At 60.2% G+C, this 17,528-nt stretch carries 17 protein-coding genes; 8 read left to right on the top strand and 9 right to left on the bottom strand.

Annotation, left to right across the window (positions count from 1 at the left end):
• Window positions 1-92: 92 nt before the first annotated feature.
• Entirely contained in the window at window positions 93-1,460 is a 1,368-nt protein-coding gene (locus tag NW852_RS10455) for a nicotinate phosphoribosyltransferase (RefSeq protein WP_414364275.1), read from the bottom strand.
• A 146-nt stretch (window positions 1,461-1,606) separates the two neighbouring features.
• On the opposite strand from NW852_RS10455, the gene NW852_RS10460 reads away from it, so the two are divergent.
• Both NW852_RS10460 and NW852_RS10465 read left to right on the top strand, forming a co-directional pair.
• On the top strand, window positions 1,607-2,692 hold the full coding sequence (locus NW852_RS10460; protein ID WP_414364274.1) for an isochorismatase: 1,086 nt from the start codon (window positions 1,607-1,609) through the stop codon (window positions 2,690-2,692).
• 80 nt (window positions 2,693-2,772) lie between these two features.
• On the top strand, window positions 2,773-3,963 hold the full coding sequence (locus NW852_RS10465) for an ATP phosphoribosyltransferase regulatory subunit (RefSeq protein WP_414364289.1): 1,191 nt from the start codon (window positions 2,773-2,775) through the stop codon (window positions 3,961-3,963).
• A 6-nt stretch (window positions 3,964-3,969) separates the two neighbouring features.
• Here NW852_RS10465 and gyrB read toward each other — a convergent pair whose 3' ends face one another.
• The 3 genes from gyrB to NW852_RS10480 form a co-directional block, all read right to left on the bottom strand.
• Window positions 3,970-5,898, bottom strand: coding sequence for a DNA topoisomerase (ATP-hydrolyzing) subunit B (gene gyrB / locus NW852_RS10470; RefSeq protein ID WP_414364273.1), 1,929 nt, complete (start codon window positions 5,896-5,898; stop codon window positions 3,970-3,972).
• A 181-nt stretch (window positions 5,899-6,079) separates the two neighbouring features.
• On the bottom strand, window positions 6,080-6,652 hold the full coding sequence (gene rimM, locus NW852_RS10475; RefSeq protein ID WP_414364271.1) for a ribosome maturation factor RimM: 573 nt from the start codon (window positions 6,650-6,652) through the stop codon (window positions 6,080-6,082).
• An 11-nt stretch (window positions 6,653-6,663) separates the two neighbouring features.
• The gene (locus NW852_RS10480) at window positions 6,664-7,638 is read right to left on the bottom strand and encodes an SPFH domain-containing protein (protein WP_414364269.1); all 975 of its coding nucleotides are present in this window, start codon (window positions 7,636-7,638) and stop codon (window positions 6,664-6,666) included.
• Window positions 7,639-7,830: 192 nt separating this feature from the next.
• On the opposite strand from NW852_RS10480, the gene NW852_RS10485 reads away from it, so the two are divergent.
• The 3 genes from NW852_RS10485 to NW852_RS10495 all read left to right on the top strand — a co-directional run bounded on the left by NW852_RS10485 (window position 7,831) and on the right by NW852_RS10495 (window position 10,728).
• Window positions 7,831-8,823, top strand: a complete 993-nt coding sequence (locus NW852_RS10485; RefSeq protein ID WP_414364267.1) for an NAD(P)/FAD-dependent oxidoreductase — start codon at window positions 7,831-7,833, stop codon at window positions 8,821-8,823.
• A 79-nt stretch (window positions 8,824-8,902) separates the two neighbouring features.
• Window positions 8,903-9,991 (top strand): polysaccharide deacetylase family protein, encoded by a 1,089-nt coding sequence (locus NW852_RS10490; protein WP_414372056.1) that lies wholly within the window; start codon window positions 8,903-8,905, stop codon window positions 9,989-9,991.
• A 119-nt stretch (window positions 9,992-10,110) separates the two neighbouring features.
• A complete protein-coding gene (locus NW852_RS10495) occupies window positions 10,111-10,728 on the top strand; it encodes a hypothetical protein (protein ID WP_414426722.1) in 618 nt (205 codons plus the stop codon).
• 123 nt (window positions 10,729-10,851) lie between these two features.
• On the opposite strand, the gene NW852_RS10500 is transcribed toward NW852_RS10495, so the two are convergent.
• Entirely contained in the window at window positions 10,852-11,742 is an 891-nt protein-coding gene (locus tag NW852_RS10500; protein WP_414426723.1) for a M23 family metallopeptidase, read from the bottom strand.
• A gap of 190 nt (window positions 11,743-11,932) precedes the next feature.
• On the opposite strand from NW852_RS10500, the gene NW852_RS10505 reads away from it, so the two are divergent.
• Entirely contained in the window at window positions 11,933-12,928 is a 996-nt protein-coding gene (locus NW852_RS10505; protein ID WP_414372062.1) for a carotenoid biosynthesis protein, read from the top strand.
• Window positions 12,929-13,084: 156 nt separating this feature from the next.
• On the opposite strand, the gene lspA is transcribed toward NW852_RS10505, so the two are convergent.
• The 3 genes from lspA to cysC all read right to left on the bottom strand — a co-directional run bounded on the left by lspA (window position 13,085) and on the right by cysC (window position 14,652).
• Window positions 13,085-13,600: a signal peptidase II gene (gene lspA / locus NW852_RS10510; protein WP_414372064.1), complete on the bottom strand. Its 516-nt coding sequence runs from the start codon at window positions 13,598-13,600 to the stop codon at window positions 13,085-13,087.
• A gap of 203 nt (window positions 13,601-13,803) precedes the next feature.
• Window positions 13,804-14,028 (bottom strand): hypothetical protein, encoded by a 225-nt coding sequence (locus NW852_RS10515; RefSeq protein WP_414364258.1) that lies wholly within the window; start codon window positions 14,026-14,028, stop codon window positions 13,804-13,806.
• 96 nt (window positions 14,029-14,124) lie between these two features.
• The gene (gene cysC, locus NW852_RS10520) at window positions 14,125-14,652 is read right to left on the bottom strand and encodes an adenylyl-sulfate kinase (RefSeq protein WP_414364256.1); all 528 of its coding nucleotides are present in this window, start codon (window positions 14,650-14,652) and stop codon (window positions 14,125-14,127) included.
• Between the two features lie 155 nt (window positions 14,653-14,807).
• Here cysC and NW852_RS10525 point away from each other — a divergent pair, with 155 nt between their 5' ends.
• Window positions 14,808-16,001 carry an aspartate aminotransferase family protein gene (locus NW852_RS10525; RefSeq protein ID WP_414372097.1) on the top strand — a complete coding sequence of 398 codons (1,194 nt, stop codon included), beginning with the start codon at window positions 14,808-14,810 and terminating at the stop codon, window positions 15,999-16,001.
• Here NW852_RS10525 and NW852_RS10530 read toward each other — a convergent pair.
• Window positions 15,998-16,408 carry a hypothetical protein gene (locus NW852_RS10530; RefSeq protein ID WP_414372065.1) on the bottom strand — a complete coding sequence of 137 codons (411 nt, stop codon included), beginning with the start codon at window positions 16,406-16,408 and terminating at the stop codon, window positions 15,998-16,000. The genes NW852_RS10525 and NW852_RS10530 overlap by 4 nt on opposite strands.
• A 166-nt stretch (window positions 16,409-16,574) precedes the next feature.
• Here NW852_RS10530 and NW852_RS10535 point away from each other — a divergent pair, with 166 nt between their 5' ends.
• Window positions 16,575-17,399, top strand: a complete 825-nt coding sequence (locus NW852_RS10535) for a creatininase family protein (RefSeq protein ID WP_414372099.1) — start codon at window positions 16,575-16,577, stop codon at window positions 17,397-17,399.
• The last annotated feature ends 129 nt before the right edge of the window (window positions 17,400-17,528 follow it).

Raw genomic sequence — 17,528 nt, forward strand, 5'->3', positions numbered from 1 at the left:
AAGTCCAATAGCAAAACTCAGATCTCGAAGCAGAGACTTGAAAGCTAAGACATTAAAGCTAAGACATTATAGTGCAGCAGAACTCCCTTTCCTCAGGCAGATTCCTGACCGAGGGTGTGGTCTTTTACCCGTTGCAAAGCTGCAGTCAGGGCCATCGGCCAGGGATCCGGCTGACGCAGTTGCCGTACCCCCTTCGGTAAGCGCAGCACCGAGGCACGACTGGTACGGGCAATGGTTTCCAGGTCGGGCAAGGGTTCCAGGAGCACGCCCCTGTGCATGATCTGGCGCAGCAGCGGCTCATAGCCGGGGGGCGGGGTCTCGTCAGCCTGACCCAGCAAGTCCCCTGTGGGGCCGCGAAAGATCTGCTTGCGCCCTGGCAGGGTGGCTTTGGCAAAGGAGGCCTTGGCCACGGGGATCCCATTGATCTCCACCAATTTGTACACTCCATTCACGCCCTCGCCGGTAACCAGGCGGGTGCCAACACCGTAGCCGCTGATGGGCGCTTGGGAGCGGTGCAGCCGCTCAATCTCGTACTCATCCAGATCGCCGCTGACAAACACCGGCGCCCCCTGCGGCAGGATGGCCTTGACTTGGTGGGAGAGGGCCTCCAGATCCCCCGAGTCGATGCGTACGCCGCCGATTTCCCCCCGGGATCCCAGTTGCTCCGGCTGGGTGGCAGCAAAGAGCTGAGCCGCGGTGCGCGCTCCCTGGATGGGATCGTAGGTGTCAATGAGCAAAACCGCTTGGGGAAAGTAGCGCCGGAAAGCTTGAAAGGCCCGGGTCTCATCGCCAGAGAGGGTGGCAATGGCCATCACGAGGGAATGGGCCATGGTGCCCGCCGGCTTGCGCCCCAACTTGAGAGCTGCCAAGACATTGGAGGTGGCATTGAACCCCCCCGCCAGCGCCGCCCGCGCTGCCCAGAGGCCCGCCTGGGGACTAAAGGCTCGCCGCGTGCCGAACTCCAACAAAACGGCCTCATCCCCTGCCGCATCGCGCATGCGGGCTGCCTTGGTGGCAATCAGGGTTTGGTAGTTAAAGGTGGTCAGCAAGTAGGTTTCCACCAGTTGCGCCTGCCACAGAGGAGCCTCCACCCGCAGCAGCGGCTCGTTGGCAAAAACGGCCGTCCCCTCCGGTACTGCCCACACATCCCCCTCGAAGCGGTAGCTAGCCAGCAGCTCCCAAAAGCGTGGCGGTGCCTCGGCAAAAATGCCCGTCTCCTGCAGGGCCTGCAAGGCTTGTGGCGGAAAGTGCAACTGCTGCAGGTATTCCACCGCTTGGGCCAGCCCCATGGCAATGAGGTAGCCATAGTCGCTAGGCAAGCGCCGCACAAACAGCTCAAAGGCCGCCGGCTGATTCTCCAGCCCCTCCCCCACATAGCAGGCAGCCATTGTGAACTGGTAGAGATCGGTCAGTAAGCCGTAGTCTTGGGGCTGCAGGGAGGAAAAGCTTGGGTCTACCATGGAACCCTCAAGTAAGCCAGAGAGGCAACGCCCTTGGGGAAAGGCAGAGAAGCGGTTGCCCCAGTTGGAGCTACCATGGTAGCAAGTCCAGCCTGCCAGGGATCCCTACCCTGCAAAGCAGCAAAAGCTTGGCTACGGGAAGCGCCATGGACACCTCTGCTCCGCAGTTGACAACTCCAGCGCCGCCAACCCTGCCTGTGCCCTCCCACTTTGCTCCTGAGCGGGTGGGAGAGATTTGGCGAGTGCCCTACCAGCAGCGGGCCCTAGAGGCAGAGCGCTGGGCCCAAGAGCACCACATTCCCCCGGCGGAAGCCGATCGGGTGCGGGTGGGCCTGTTGCTGATTGATGTGCAAAACACCTTCTGCATTCCTGGCTTTGAGCTGTTTGTGGGCGGCCCCAGCGGCTTGGGGGCGGTGGAGGACAACTGCCGCCTGTGCCAATTCATCTACCGCCACCTTGCCCACATCACCCAGATTGTGGCCACCCTGGATACCCACACGGCGATGCAGATCTTCCACCCCGTCTTTTGGGTGGATGCCCAGGGATCCCATCCCGAGCCAGCTACCGCCATCTCGGCAGCCGAGATTCTCTCAGGACGCTGGCGGATCAACCCTGCCATGGCCGCCAACCTCACCCAGGGGGATCTGACGCGGCTGCAGGTCTATGCCCTCCACTATGCCGAGCAATTGGAGAAAGGGGGGAAATATCCCCTCATTGTCTGGCCCTACCATTCCATGCTGGGTGGGATTGGCCATGCCCTGGTGCCGGCAGTGGAGGAGGCGATCTTCTTCCACACCATTGCCCGCGGCAGCCAGCCCAGCTTACAGCTCAAGGGAGCCAACCCCTTGACGGAAAATTACTCTGCCCTCAGCCCGGAGGTCTTGACGGGGCCGGAGGGGGATCCCATCGACGAGAAAAATGAATCCCTTATCGACCACCTCCTGGAATTTGATGCCCTGATTGTGGCTGGCCAAGCCAAAAGCCACTGCGTTGCCTGGACGGTAAGCGACCTGCTGCAGGAGATCCAGGCTAGAGATCCCAGCCTAGCCAGGAGGGTCTACCTTCTGGAAGATTGCACCTCGCCGGTAGTGATCCCCGGCATTGTCGATTTTAGCGAGCAGGCGGAGGCAGCCTTTGCCCGCTTTGCGGCAGCGGGGATGCACCGGGTGCACTCCACGGATCCCCTTTGGGAGTGGCCTGACTTTCCCTGGCCTCTTGCGGAGGAGACTTGATCTGCTCTACTCCAGTGGTAGGATGCGGCAGGACAGCCTGTCGGAGTTGGCCTGTGTACGACTGCCCTGGCGGTGCAGATTTGCTTTGGGAAACCAGTTCCCTGCGCCCTCCCACTGGCGCCCGCGACTTTTTGCCGCGGGAAGTTCAGCGGCGGGAAAGGCTAGAGGCGCAGCTAACCCAGGTTTTTCGCCGCTACGGCTACCAACGTATCATCACGCCCACCCTAGAGCGGTTAGAGACCCTGCTGGCTGGGGGATCCATCCGCGGTGAAGCCGTGCTGCAACTGCGGGACGGGGAAGGGACAATGCTGGGGTTGCGCCCGGAATTCACCGCTTCCATCGTGCGGGCAGCAGCCACCCGGCTGGCCGGCGGGCCTCTGCCGCTGCGGCTCTACTACCACGGCAACGTGTTCCGCAATAGCCGGCGGGAGGAGGGCTCCTACAGCAGCCAGGAGTTTTTCCAGTCGGGGGTGGAGCTCATCGGCGCGGGCGGATGGCTAGCCGACGCTGAGATCTTGCTGCTTTTGGCCGATTGCGTGCGCGCTGTTGGCCTCAGCAACTGGACATTGCTGTTGGGAGATGTGGGCCTGACCGAGAGCCTGCTTAACTCGGTTACTCCCAAGGCCCAGGCGGCGGTGCGCCGCGCCATTGCCCAGCTTGACTACGTTTACCTAGAATCAGCCCCCCTGCCGGAGGCGGCCCGCCAGATTGGCTTGCAGATTCTGGGATTGCGCGGCCAGCCTGAGCAGGTCCTACCTCAGCTTGCCCAGCTTCCTGTGCCCCCGGAGCGGCTGCGGGATCTGCGGCAGTTGTGCCAAATCCTGGAAGCCCGGCAGGTGCGGGTGGTGCTGGATCTAAGCTTGCTGCAAACTCTGGCCTACTACACCGGCATTGTCTTCCAGGCAGTGGTGGGAGGAGAGGTCATTGCCCTGGGCGGGCGCTACGACCAGCTCTATGCTCTCTACAGCCCTCAGCAAGTTGAGCAGCCAGGGATCGGCTTTACCCTCCTGCCCGATACGCTGCTGCGGCTCTTGCCCCCCGACCCCCCAGCCGAGGCAATGGGCTGCCAGCGGTTGGTGGTGCCGCTGGTGCCGGCAGGGATCCCGGCAGCGCTGGCCTTGGCCGCCCGCTGGCGGGAGTCAGAGGCCGTGGAGCTGGAATTGCTGGATCGCCCTCCTGAAGAGATCGAGGCCTATGCCCGCCAGTGTCGGATCCCGGAGATTGCCTGGGTGCAGGCTGATGGCAGCTACCACATCTCCCCCGTGGACTAATCCCAATCAAATGTCCAGAGCCGCCAGTTCCAACTGGCCACTGTGGGCCTCGATGAACTCCCGCCGCGGGCCAACGGCATCCCCCATGAGGATGGTGAAAATGCGATCCGCCTCTGCGGCGTCTTCGATGGTAATCTGCTTGAGGACGCGCGTTGCCGGGTTCATGGTGGTTTCCCAGAGCTGCTCTGGCATCATTTCCCCCAAGCCCTTGAAGCGCTGGATGGTGTACTTGGTGTTGGCCGGCAGGCTGCGCAGGACTTGCTCTTTCTCGGCCTCGTTGTAGCAGTAGCGCACATTGTTGCGGCCCCACTCAATCTTATAGAGGGGCGGGCAGGCAATGTAGACGTAGCCCTGCTCCAAGAGCGCCTTCTGATAGCGGTAAAAGAAGGTGAGCAGCAGGGTGCGGATGTGACTGCCATCCACATCGGCGTCAGTCATGAGGATGATGCGGTGGTAGCGCAGTTGGCTGGGATCGAACTCCTCGCCCTTGACCCCCAGGCCCAGCGCTGTAATCAGGGCCTGAATCTCGGCGTTTTTGTAGATCTTGGCGGGATCTGCCTTCTCGATGTTGAGGATCTTGCCCCGCAAAGGCAGCACCGCCTGAAACTGGCGATCCCGTCCCTGCTTGGCGCTGCCCCCTGCCGAGTCGCCCTCCACCAAGTACACCTCTGACTCCGCCGGATCCCGGCAACTGCAGTCAGCCAGTTTCCCCGGCAGTGTGGAAGATTCCAGAGCCGACTTGCGGCGTACCAGCTCCCGGGCCCGGCGGGCAGCTTCGGCCGCGTTGAAGGACTGGATAGCCTTATCGACGATCCCCCTGGCCACGTTGGGGTTGAACTCCAGATATTCCGTGAGGGCCTCGGAGACAATGGTTTGGACGATGCCCCGCACCTCGGTGTTGCCCAGCTTGGTTTTGGTTTGCCCCTCAAACTCGGGGTTAGGCACCTTGACCGAGACGATCGCCGTCAGGCCCTCCCGCACGTTTTCTCCCGCCAGGTTGCTGTCGGACTCTTTGAGTTTGTTGAGCTTGCGGGCTTGGCTGTTGATGGTAAGGGTAAGGGCAGTCTTCAGCCCCTCCAAGTGGGTGCCCCCTTCGGTGGTACGGATGTTGTTGGCAAAGCCAATCAACGTATCGGTATAGACATCTGCGCACCACTGCAGAGCCGCTTCGACCTCGACGCCATCCCGCTCTCCGCGCACATAGACAATGTCGGGGTGGATGGGGGTTTTTTCGTGGTTGATGAAGGCCACATATTCCTTGATGCCGCCCGCAAATTGATAGGTTTCCCGCTGAGGCGGATCCCGCCGCAGATCACTAAAGATGATTTTCAAGCCGGCATTGAGGTAGGCCAGCTCGCGTAGACGAGCAGCCAGCACGGCATAGTCAAACTCCCGCTCCGGAAAGATAAGCTCATCTGGCTTGAAGCGCACCTCGGTGCCCCGCCGCTGGGAACCCACCGGCTGCGGCTCGGATTTGAGGGATCCCACCACCGCCCCTCGCTCAAAGCGCTGGAAGTAAACTTTGCCCTCCCGCCAGACTCTGGCCTCCAACCACTCCGAGAGGGCATTCACCACCGACACCCCAACGCCGTGCAGCCCCCCGGAGACCTTGTAGCCGCCCCCTCCAAACTTGCCGCCGGCGTGCAACACCGTCATGACCGTCACCAACGCCGACTGCCCGGTTTTGGGGTGGATGTCTACCGGGATGCCGCGGCCATTGTCCAGAACCGACACCGAGCCATCGGGGTGGAGGGTGACCTCAATCTCGTCGCAATAGCCGGCCAGGGCCTCATCGACGGAGTTGTCCACCACCTCATACACCAGGTGGTGCAATCCCTTCGGCCCGGTGGAGCCAATGTACATGCCAGGCCGCCTGCGCACAGCCTCCAAGCCTTCCAAAACTTGGATCTGCTCTGCACCGTAGTTCTCCGTCATTCGTAACTCCAATCCTGAAGAGAGATACCGGCCCCCGCCAACCTGAATCCAGAGAAATTGACGCCAGAAGCCAGAGATGATCCAAATCCCAAAAACCTGCCCCTATAATAGCACAAAAGCCTAGAACGGCCACGCAGCCGCTTCTGAGGGCAAACTTTGGCAGGGGATGCAGGGATGGAGATCAGTTTCTTGCCCAATCCTGGCCGAGAAAGCTCTCCACCAATCCCGGCGGCGGCTGCACCTGCAGCTCACCGTTTTCCAGATCCACAACCGGCACCAGAGCTTTCACAAAGGGGATCAACACCTGCCGCTGGTCGGGGGTAGAGATCTCCAGCACATCTTGGCCAGCGGCCCAGATTGCCGAGACATGTCCCAGCAGCCGACCCTGATGGTAGACGGCTAGGCCAATGAGATCGGAGTAGTGGTACTCCTCCGGCTCGAGGGGCAGGCGCTGGGAAGCCGGTACCAACACCTTGGCCCCCACCCAAGCCTCTGCTGCCGTTCGATCGGGGATCCCTTCCAGCCGCACCAAGTACAAGCCCTTGGCGGGAAAAAACTGGCCCTCAATCAAAGGATGCAACAGAGGCTCCGGATCGCTATCCCGCTGCAGCCAGCGCGGCCCTGGCTCAGTGAGGCGCTCTGGAAAATCCGACCAGCACTTAACCCGTAGCCAGCCCCGCAGTCCATGAGCGGCCACCACCTGCCCCACCACTAGCCAAGCGGGATCCCCTCCATGTTGGGCAGAAGCTACCATAGCTGTCGCTACTAGTCGAGCTGAGGAAAGTTCACCTCGGTCGGGAAAGCCGTGGAGGTGCCCAACTTTTGGGAAGCCCCAGAAGCGCGGGATCCGGATCCCTGCCCTTCCTTGGCCACATCCACCATCGAGAGCAGCCCTTGCAGGGTAGCGGGGATGGAATTGGGATCCATAAAGATCACCTTCGAGCTGGGGCTGCTGCCCAGCTTGAGACCCATATCGATGTAGTTTTGTGCCATCAAGTATTGCAGCGCGTTGGCTGCCTCTGGGTTTTCCTGCAAAGTAGCGGCAATGGTTTTGATAGCCTCAGCCGTACCCTCGGCCAGCAGCAGCCGCTCGCGCTTCTCAGCTTCTGCTCGCAACAACTGCGCCTTGGCAGCCCCCGCTGCTTGGTTGATGCTGGCCTGCTGCTCCCCCTCCGATTTGAGAATGGCCGCTCGCTTCTCCCGTTCGGCAGCCATTTGCTTTTCCATCGAGTCTTGCACCGTCTTAGAGGGCTGGATATCCCTGACTTCTACGCGGGTGATCTTGATCCCCCAGGGATCGGTGGCCTCGTCCAGTTCTGTCAAAAGGCGGGCGTTGATCTCGGCGCGGGAGGAAAAGGTTTGATCCAAGTCCATGCGGCCAATTTCGGCGCGCAAGGCCGTCAGCACCAAGTTCACCAAAGCCCGCTGTACATCCTCTACGGCGTAGCGGGCCTTGATCATATCCGTGATGCGCCAGTAAACCACCGCATCCGCCATCAAAGAAACGTTGTCGCTGGTGATGCACTGCTGCGGTGGCACGTCCAGCACCTTCTCGCGAATGGTTTCCTTAAACACAATCCTGTCGATGGGAGGAAAAATGATGTGCAACCCGGGTGTCAGCTTGCGGTGAAACCTCCCCAAACGCTCTACCAGCGCCTCATAGCCCTGGCTGATGATCTTGACCGAGTTGAACAGGTAGCCGATAAAGATGAGGGCAAGGGCGGCTAAGATGCCAGGCATAGGGCTCTTCTCCTAACAGAGGGTTCAGCCCCCATTCTAGACGGCTGCTGGGACTGCTCCCTTCCCCCTTCGACACGTCTCAGCCTCAATAGACAATAGAGAGGGGAGGCGTGAACAGGGTAGTTAGAGCTGCGGATTTCTTGTTGGGGCTGCAATCTTATCCAGTAGAAAGCTTGTGGGGGGATCCCGTCTATGAAACTGGACAGCAGGAACCTAGAAGTTGGCCTGAACAAAATCTACGACGTTATTGTTGCCGGTGGTGGCGCAGGGGGGCTGTCGGCAGCCATTTACCTGGCCCGCTACGGCTTGAGCTGCCTGGTGGTGGAAAAGAGCAGAGGCCGCTCTTTTTGGATGCAGGATTTGCGCAACTATCTGGGCCTGCCGCCAAACACGCCAGGACGAGAGCTGTTGCGACAGGGGAGGGAGCACGCCCTCAGCTTGGGGGTGGACTATCTATGGGGCTTTGTGGAAGATGTCACAGATGAGGGAGACCTTTTTGCTGTCAAGGTCAAAGTAAGAAAAGTCAACAGTATCTACCCTGTTTTTCGCAGCAAATATTTGATTGCAGCAACGGGCATTATCGATTATTTGCCCCAATTGCCTGATATGCAAAATGTCTACGAATATGCAGGCTACTCGCTTCATGTCTGCATGATTTGCGATGGTTACGAAATGCGGGATCAGAAGGCAGTTTTGATTGTCAATTCAGAAGATCGGATTAATACGGCTTTTGTCCTCAACTGGTTTACGCCTTATATCTCGGTGTTGACTCACGGCCTCTGCTCGGTCGGCCCTGAAATGCGCCAAAAACTGGCGGAGCACGGCTATCCCCTTTACGAGTCTCCCATTCGCCGCTTTCTGGGCGAGAACCACCAGATGCGGGGCGTGGAGCTCGAGGATGGCACCTACATCGAGGCAACCACCGGCCTGGTGGCCATGGGAGCCAAATACCACAACGACTATTTGAAAGGGATCCCGAACTTACGCTGGCAGGGCGAAAACCTCGTGACCGACGAGTGGTGCCGCACCACCCATCCGCGGCTCTTCGCGGTAGGGGATTTGAAGCAGGGCCTCAACCAGGTGTCGATTGCCGTCGCCGATGGGGCGCTGGCTGCAACGGCCATTTGGCGGGACATCCGCCGGGCCTCTCCTCTTCGTAAATGGGAAGAGCGCCTGCGCTCTTAGTTTGGGCTCATTCCGCCCTCTTGAGGGAGTTGGGATGGCCTTCTGCCCTATGATTGTTGCGAAGCCCCGAGCAACTCCCATGCATTCTCTGAAAGTGGCGATCTTTTTTTGGGTTTTCCTATTGGTAGGGCTGCATTACTACGCGGTAGAGGCCCAGTCTTTTTTTGATCTAAACCTGACTCTAACCTCAGAATACGATCCTATTCTCCCGATCGAGAGCGTTCGCGTTGTGCGCGGCAGCAATCCCCAAGACCTGCTGGTTTATCTATCGGCTCCTTCTGCTGCCTGGGTTCACCAAGAGCGGGTGAACGGGCATTATTTAATTGATATTCCCTATGCAGTCATCACCCGCTCGACAACGGTTGAAGTTGCTGCGGGGCTGCCCTATCGGCTGAGCTGGGGCAACCGAGACGAACAGACTGGGCGCCTGCTGATCACCCCTGCACCTGCCCAGGTAGAGGTCTTTTTGCAGCATGGCTGGACAGCGGATCCCACTTTGCTCGATCCGCTGGAAAATAGCTGGCCTTTGCAACTGACTTTGGAAGAGGCGCTGGGGCCTTTGTTGGAAGTACCACCTCGCTCTGCCTTTCTCACCATTGACGATGGACCTTGGCCTCAGTCCACACCTCGCCTTTTGCAAGCTTTGGATCAGCTACAAGTGCCGGCTACATTCTTTCTCATCGGCAATCACGTTTCTCGCTTTCCAGAGCTGGCCAAAGCCATTCAAACCCACCACCACACGATAGCTAACCACACGTTTACTCACGACTATCAACGCCTCTACAGCAGCGACGAGATATTCTATGCCGAGGTGGATCAGACAACCCAACTGCTCAAGAGGTTGGGCTTGGATCCCCAACTAGTGGTTCGCCCACCGGGCGGTTTTCGCCTAGACTCTGCTTTACGTCACGCTTTGGAACAGGCAGGGTATCGGGTTCTCTACTGGAACCTCAGTCCCGAGGATGCCTATGCTGGCCAAACAGCAGACCAGCTTTTGGAGCGGGTTCGCTCCCAGTTGTCGGTGATGAAAGCCTCTGAACAACCCCTGGTTTTGCTGCTGCACGACCGCTGGCCCCATACTGCAGAAGCTTTGCCAGATATCGTTGCTGCGGTTGAAGAGGCAGGCTATCGCTTTTTGCCCTGGCCCAGTTCTAGAGATCCTGCTTGAGGAAACCGCCAACTGTCTCTTAGAAAAACCGGGCAATCTCTTAGAATCTTAGGGTCGAGGAGTGGGGAAGTATGCGAAAGCCCTTGGATTGCTGGGCTCGGATAAGTTGGGGAGCAGCCTTGGCTCTGGCGCTACCGCTTGCTGTTCACTCTGCCTACCCCCAGCCGCTGCTTCCGCTGTTGCCGGCTGTTTCTGAGGGGGGCAGCGCGCGCGAAGGAGTTGTTGCCCTATTTCGTCAATCCATCTGGTGGGAGTTCATCCGCGGCAATCGCGGCGAAAACCTGCGCCTGTTTGCAGCCAGCCGCACCGCTTCTGAGCGTCAGGATGTGGTGGCCGTGTTTGAAATCCAGCGGCAGCCGACAGTGGAGCCAGTGGTGCGGGTTCTCAGCTTTGGACATCAGGGAGGATACGATTTTCGCCTGCTCCACACGGCTGAGCCGATCCCCGGACGGTTGGTGGAGGCGCAGCTGCGCACCGACATCACCTCCAGCGCCCAGCCCAAGCTGGTGCTGCTCACCGAGCGAGGGGGCATCAGCCTGCTGCGGTCTGTCTTGGTCTTGGAACACCGAGCGGAGGGGTTTGTGCCGCTGCTGAGCGTGACAGATTTAAACAATGCCAGCTTGCGGGTCAGCTCCCAAGGGATCCTGGTCATCTCCAGCGTGCCGGGATCCAACCGCGACTCGCGCGCCACCCTTTACCAGTGGGAGGGAGATGGCTTTGTCCGCCGCGATCTGTAGCATCCCAAGTCTGGCGACAAGGCATAGGCCGCCGGGATTCGTTTCGAATTGCCGCGAAGCAGTCCCCTGCCACTCCCCTCTCCCACGGGGAGAGAGATTGGGGGTGAGGGAAACGTCTCCAGCCTATTGAGGATGACTGGAGAATTGTTGAGCCTGCCAGCAGACGCCTAGGCTGGGAGCTTGGCCCACCTGCCAAAGCCACAGGCTCTCTGCTCCCAGGGGATGCAGGCTCCAGGGATCCAGGTCAGACCCAAACCACCCGTAGGGATCGACAGGGGCAGGTTGGCCAGAGTTGGTTTGATCAAGGCGGCGCACCTCAAAATGGAGATGGGGCCCACTGGCACAGCCGCTGTCGCCCGAGAGGCCGATTACGTCCCCTGCCGCCACTCTCTGTCCCTCCTGCACCCGGATTTGGCTGAGGTGGGCGTAGAGGGTTTCCAAGCCGGCTGGCTCGTGCCGAATGCGCACCCGCAACCCCCTGACCGGGCGGCCCAAGCTGGGACACAAAAACTGCGGCTCTTGACGCGCCAAGGTAACCCGTCCCGAAGCGGTGGCCAAGATCGGCGTACCCACCGGCATGGCCCAGTCGTAGCCGGCGTGGCCATCACTTTTGCCGCAGGGGTGTAACGGGCCAGGGAGCCAAACTTGGCCTTGCCCACTGACAAAGCGTCCGTTGCCATCTTTCTCTCCCAGGGGCATATCGTGGTCGAAAAGGTTGGTGACGGGAAATTCCCCGACAAAGGGCTTGTGCAACAACGGCCACTGGGGCGGCGGCGGATCCCCATCGGCAGAGCGATGGCTCTCCAGCGCCAGCCGATAGTTCTCCAGCTCCTGACGCTGGGCGGGATCTGGCGACCGCTGCAGCAGGAGATCCACCAGGCGCAGGGCCTGAGACCAGTCCCGGCGCTCGACAGCCCGGCTCAACTGGGCGTACACCCCCACCAGGGATCCCGGCGGTGGGGAGGAGGGTGAGCCCTGGGGAAAACCGGGCGAGATGTTTACGAATTGATACAATAGGCAGCAAAATATCAGCAGTGTCACCCTTAGCCGTTGTGATGCTTCTATCCAAGGGGCCCTCCCCAGCAGACCAGACGGTTTGTCGTTGGCGTCCGGCCCCCTTCCGCCCTCTGCTTCTCTCTGCAGCCACTGCCCAGATGGCGGGAAAGCAGAGCGGCTGTGATTGACCACCCTCTGGGAGTTTCTCATGCATTGGCTGTCATCCTCTGCTGTTCTCGTCAGCTTGCCTCTCCAGTTTGGAGTTTGGCAAACATTTCCGCCCCTGCTGGCTTCGATTGGGGGGCTGCTGGAAACCTTGGCCCTGGGTTTGCACATTCTGTCTTTATTTTTTGGATTGGCGGGCTTGCTTTGGGTTGTACCCCATCCCGAATGGGTGGCCAGTTTGCCCCCCATCGGCCTACAAGCCTTTTCCCTGAGCATGGCCAATGGTGGTGTTACCTACATGGTGTCTGGAGCGCTGGCGGCGGCTTTGATGGGATCCCGACTGTTGGGGGTGCGGCGCCTGTTAATGTTTTTGATCCCGGCGGTGGGCATTTCCTTGGCCAGCGAGCTGCTGGGTACCAGCACGGGGATCCCCTTTGGCGACTACGGCTACCTCAGTGGGCTGGGCTACAAGATTGCCGGGCTGGTTCCCTTCACGATCCCTTTGTCTTGGTTTTACGTGGGGCTGTCGTCCTACCTGTTGGCGCGGGTGGCCCTGCAAGCAGGTCGCCACTGGCTGATCCACTGCGAGGCCATCCTGTTGGGGGCACTGCTGCTCACTGCCTGGGACTTTGTTCTGGATCCGGCTATGACCCGCGGCTTGATTCCCTTTTGGACTTGGTTTCAGCCGGGGCCCTTCTTTGGCATGCCGCTGCAGAACTTTGGCGGTTGGATGCTGACCGGAGCGGCCTTTATGACCGTAGCCAACCTCCTCTGGGGGAAAGATCAGCCTGTGTTGAACCGCCGCCAGTTGTTGGGGCCACTGGTGCTTTATGTAGCTAATTTTGCCTTTGCCCTGCTGATGAGCCTGGGATCCGGCATTTTCGCGCCAGCGGGGCTAGGCCTGTTGCTGGGCTTGGGGCCAGCCTTAGGGTTGTGGTGGAGCGCTCCACCTGCACCCTCCCATCCCGAAGCGGTTGAAGGGGAGGCAGCTCCAACCTGGCAGGCGCTGGAGGATCCTGGCTGGGCGAGGGTGAAATAGCTGCCTGGCGTAGTTAGGAGGGAGCAACAGTGCCCTGGCCCTTTCGGTGCTCACCCCTCTTGCTGGCCTATATCTGACTGGACGCAGGTGGGACGGCAGAGTTGTCGGCTATTGGGAGCCACGAGCCCAAGTCGCGGCGGCGGTGGTGTTTATTATTTAACTGCTGCCGCCGTGGCCAGATTTTTTTTCTGGATGAGGCAAAGTGGAAGCCGGTTCCGTTCCCTTTGATTTGTCCTGTAGCAAGCCGATCAGCAAGCAGGCCACCCCAAGGTTGATGGCCACATCCGCCACGTTAAACACCGGAAAGCGAATCCAAACCAGATTAAAAAAATCCACCACGTAGCCGTTGAGAAAGCGGTCGATGCCGTTCCCTACCGCTCCTGCCCAGACCAGACCGTAGCCTGCCTGTTCCCAACGGCCCAGGCTGCCGCCGCGAATCGCCAGCAGCGCCAGCGCCACCGCTACCCCCAACGAGACCCACTTGAGAAACTCTGCCGAATCGGCAAACAGGCTCCAGGCGGCGCCGGTATTCTCCACATAGGTAAGGTGAAACACCCCCGGCCACAGCTCGATTTCCGGCCCCGGCAGCAGCCGCTCCACCGCCCAGCGCTTGGTCGCCTGATCCAGGATCACGCCCAGGATCCCGGCCAGCCAAAAGCCCGTGTTTTTCATGCTCTTTTGCTTCACCACGTCCACTGGCAATAGCGCTCAGAGGAGCACTTTTCCCATCCTGACATTCTCTCTCCTACCTGTGGGTGACAAACCGCAGGGGCAAGGCTTGGGGGTTCATCTGGCTGGAGAGCTTAATCAAGAAAAACGCCCGGCTGGCTGAGCCGGACGGGGACCCCACAGTCCAGAGAAGAGGACAAGGGCGGCTACCGACCCTGTTGCTCCAGGGATCGGCGCAACTCGCTAGCCATCTGCAGGAACTCCTGTGGGTTGCCCGCCTTGCCGTAGGAGGAGCGATCTTCAACCTTTTTGCCGCTACCTTGGCGGGTGCGAGTGTTGATCAGAGAGCTGGCCATTTCCAGAAACTTGGCAGGGTTCCCTTCGCTGCTGCCCCGCATCACAGAGGTTCGTCCGGCACGAGTCACTGCCATAGCTACCTTGATTCTCAGAAACGAAATGCTTGTTCATATCTTCCCACAAGGGATCCTCAGCCCGCCAGGCCCAGCGCTCTATGAGGTGAAGAATTGTTAGAGATAGCCGTGGCTTCTCAGGCCTTGCATCACCAGCTCAATACACTCGGAGATGCTTCGCTCAGCGGTTTTGCACACCACCTCCGGGCATTCTGGTGGCTCGTAGGGATCGTCGATGCCGGTAAAGTGCTGGATGAGCCCTGCCCGCGCTTTGCGGTAGAGGCCCTTGACATCGCGCTGCTCGCACACCTCCAGGGGGGCATCCACAAAGACCTCGATAAAGTTGCCGATGCGCTGCCGCACCTCTTGCCGGGTGGCCCGATAAGGGGAAATGGCTGAGACCAGTACGATTACCCCGTGGCGGGTCAGCATCTCGGCCACAAAGCCAATGCGGCGAACGTTCTCATCCCGATCTTCTTTGCCAAACCCCAGCCCCTTGGTGAGGTGTTGCCGCACCAGGTCACCGTCGAGCACTTCCACCGGCAACGCCAGAGCTTGCAACTGCTGGGCCACGCCGCAACTCAGGGTGGTTTTGCCCGCCCCACTTAGCCCCGTAAACCAGACTGTTACCCCCCGTCGCCCCATGGGTGTGGATCTCCTTGCCAGAATATCATCCCCGGCCAGAGTGATACACTCGAAACACTGTCCATTCTCCCTCTGCCATGCCGCCGTTAAGCGCTTCTCTTGTCGATGCCACCTTGGGATCTGCGACAACCGCCGAGCTGTTCAATCGGCATGTGATGTCCACCTATGCTCGCTACCCTTTGACCTTGGTGCGGGGGGAAGGCTGCCGGGTTTGGGATGAGGAGGGGCGCGAGTACCTGGATTTTGTGGCAGGCATTGCTACCTGCACCCTGGGACATGCCCACCCCGCTTGGATTCAGGCCCTCACCCAGCAGGCGCAACAGTTGCACCATGTTTCCAACCTCTACTACAACCGACCCCAGGCGCAACTGGCCCAATGGCTGACCCAGCACTCCTGTGCTGACAAGGTGTTTTTCTGCAACTCAGGGGCAGAGGCCAATGAAGGCGCCATCAAGCTAGCCCGCAAATACGCCCATACGGTGCGCGGGATCCAAGATCCGGTGATCCTCACCGCCCAGGCTAGCTTTCATGGACGCACCCTGGCTGCCCTCACGGCCACCGGCCAGCCCAAGTACCAGAAAGACTTTGCTCCCTTGGTGCCTGGCTTTGATTACGTTCCCTACAACGATATCGAGGGTACGGCAGCGGTGCTGGAGCGCTGGGGCGAGCGGGTGTGTGCCGTGCTGCTGGAGCCGCTGCAGGGGGAGGGAGGGGTTGTGCCCGGGGATCCTGCCTACTTTCAGTGGCTGCGCCGGGTCTGCAGTGAGCGGGGCATTCTGCTGATGTTGGATGAGGTGCAGGTGGGGATGGGCCGCACCGGCAGGCTCTGGGGCTACTGCAACCTGGGAATCGAGCCGGATGTGTTTACCCTGGCCAAGGGCTTGGCGGGTGGGATCCCGATTGGCGCCCTCTTGGCCAAAGAGTTTTGTGCCGTGTTTCAGCCGGGGGATCACGCCAGCACCTTTGGCGGCAATCCCTTGGCCTGTGCGGTGGGCTTGGCGGTTTGCCACACCCTAATGGCGGAGAGCTTGGTGTGGAATGCCCAGCAGACGGGGGACTATCTGCGCCAGGGTCTATCCCGCTTGGCGGAGCAGTTCCCCCAGCTTGTGCAGGAGGTGCGCGGCTGGGGCCTGATCCAGGGTCTAGTCATGCGCATCCCGGCGGCTGAGGTGGTCAGGGCGGCCCTGGAGCAGGGACTACTGCTGGTGCCAGCAGGATCCCAGGTGGTGCGCTTTGTGCCCCCCTTGATCGTCACGCCAAAGGAGATTGACGAGGCGCTGGCGCGGCTGGAATCGGCTCTGCAGAGCTTAGCCGTTGGCGATAGCGGAACGGAGTCCCTGAAAGCCTAGCTCTGCCAGACCTGCTGCAAGAACGCCTGCAGCCGCTGGCGGGCCTCATGGGGCAAGGGATCCCTGGCCTGCTCGAGCAGGGGCAGTACCTCCTCCGCGTAGGCCGCAACAAAGCCGTCAGCCGGCCAGAGCAAGTCCGAGGTGGATCGCAGGTTCCACACTTGGGATCCCTGCTGGAGCAATAGGGGCCGTACCCAGAGGAGGGCTGGGGATCCCGCCTCAAGAGGGTGAAGAGAAACCTGAATCAGCTCCCCATAGAGCGTGGCTTGCGGCCCCGGCAGAGCTAGAAGGCGGCGGGGTGAGGTGGGGGCACTCTCTACTTCTGTCCCAGCAGGCAGAGGACGTCCTCTAAGGGGGGGCTCCTCACTGGAGCCACATTGAGCAGGCAGACAGGGCCATAGCGTCATGGGACGGCAGGCTTTCCCTGAGGAACGAACGAGACAAACTACACCTGATCTTAAGAGACGCCTTCTCAGGTTCTGCGAGGGGATCCCGTCGGAAGCAGAGATTGCCCAAGGTGCTAGTCTTGCAGGCAAGGCTCCTCGAAATTCCTTGCAACCGGATCCCGCCATGATGCACACCTTTATCCCACCCCACCGCTTTTTTCCCTACCTGACCTGGACAGAGATCCAGTCCATGCCCAACAAAGAGAAGGTGGTGATCATCCAGCCCGTAGCCTCGATCGAGCAGCATGGGCCCCACCTGCCCTTGGTGGTGGATGCCTGCATCGGCACCGCAATCATCGGGCGGGCTATGGAAAAACTGGAGCCGGGGATCCCCGCTTACGTTCTGCCCACCCAGTGTTATGGCAAGGCCAACGAGCACTGGCATTTCCCGGGCACCATCACCCTCTCAGCCCAAACCCTGATGGCCCTGCTAACCGAAGTGGCTGAAAGCATTTACCGGGCTGGATTTCGCAAGCTGGTGTTCCTCAACTCCCACGGTGGCCAGCCCGAAGTGCTGCAGATTGTGGCCCGCGACCTGCACCAGAAGTACGAAGATTTCCTCCTTTTCCCCATCTCCGTCTGGCGCGTTCCCCACCAAGGCCAGGAGCTGATGACGGAAAAAGAGCGGGAATTGGGCATTCACGCTGGCGATGGCGAGACCAGCATGCTGATGTACCTTTTGCCCGAGACAGTGCGAACTGACCGCTTGGTCTGCGAGTACCCTCAGGATCTGCCGGAAGACAGCCTGATTAGCCTGGAAGGGCGGATCTCTTTTGCCTGGACAACTCGCGACCTCAGCCGGAGTGGTGTCCTGGGGGATGCCACGGCCGCCACGCCGGAAAAAGGCAAACTTTTGGTGGAGTCCATGGCCGATGGCTGGGTGCGGCTGATCCGGGATCTGTACAAGTTCCAACAGCCCCAGGCTTGGCGCAAAGACCCGCTGCCAAGGTAGGGATCCCGGCAGATGTCTTTACCTTGTGAGGCTTCTGGCCAGCCCAGCCTGCTTCTCAGGAGCGGAAGCAGCGACTTTGCCAGGACGGGTGATAGGCTTGAGGGAAAGTTCCCCTAGCCTGTGAGGGGA

It is taken from the genome of Synechococcus sp. H60.1, assembly GCF_047462335.1.
In the GTDB taxonomy this organism is placed as follows: Bacteria; Cyanobacteriota; Cyanobacteriia; order Thermostichales; family Thermostichaceae; genus Thermostichus.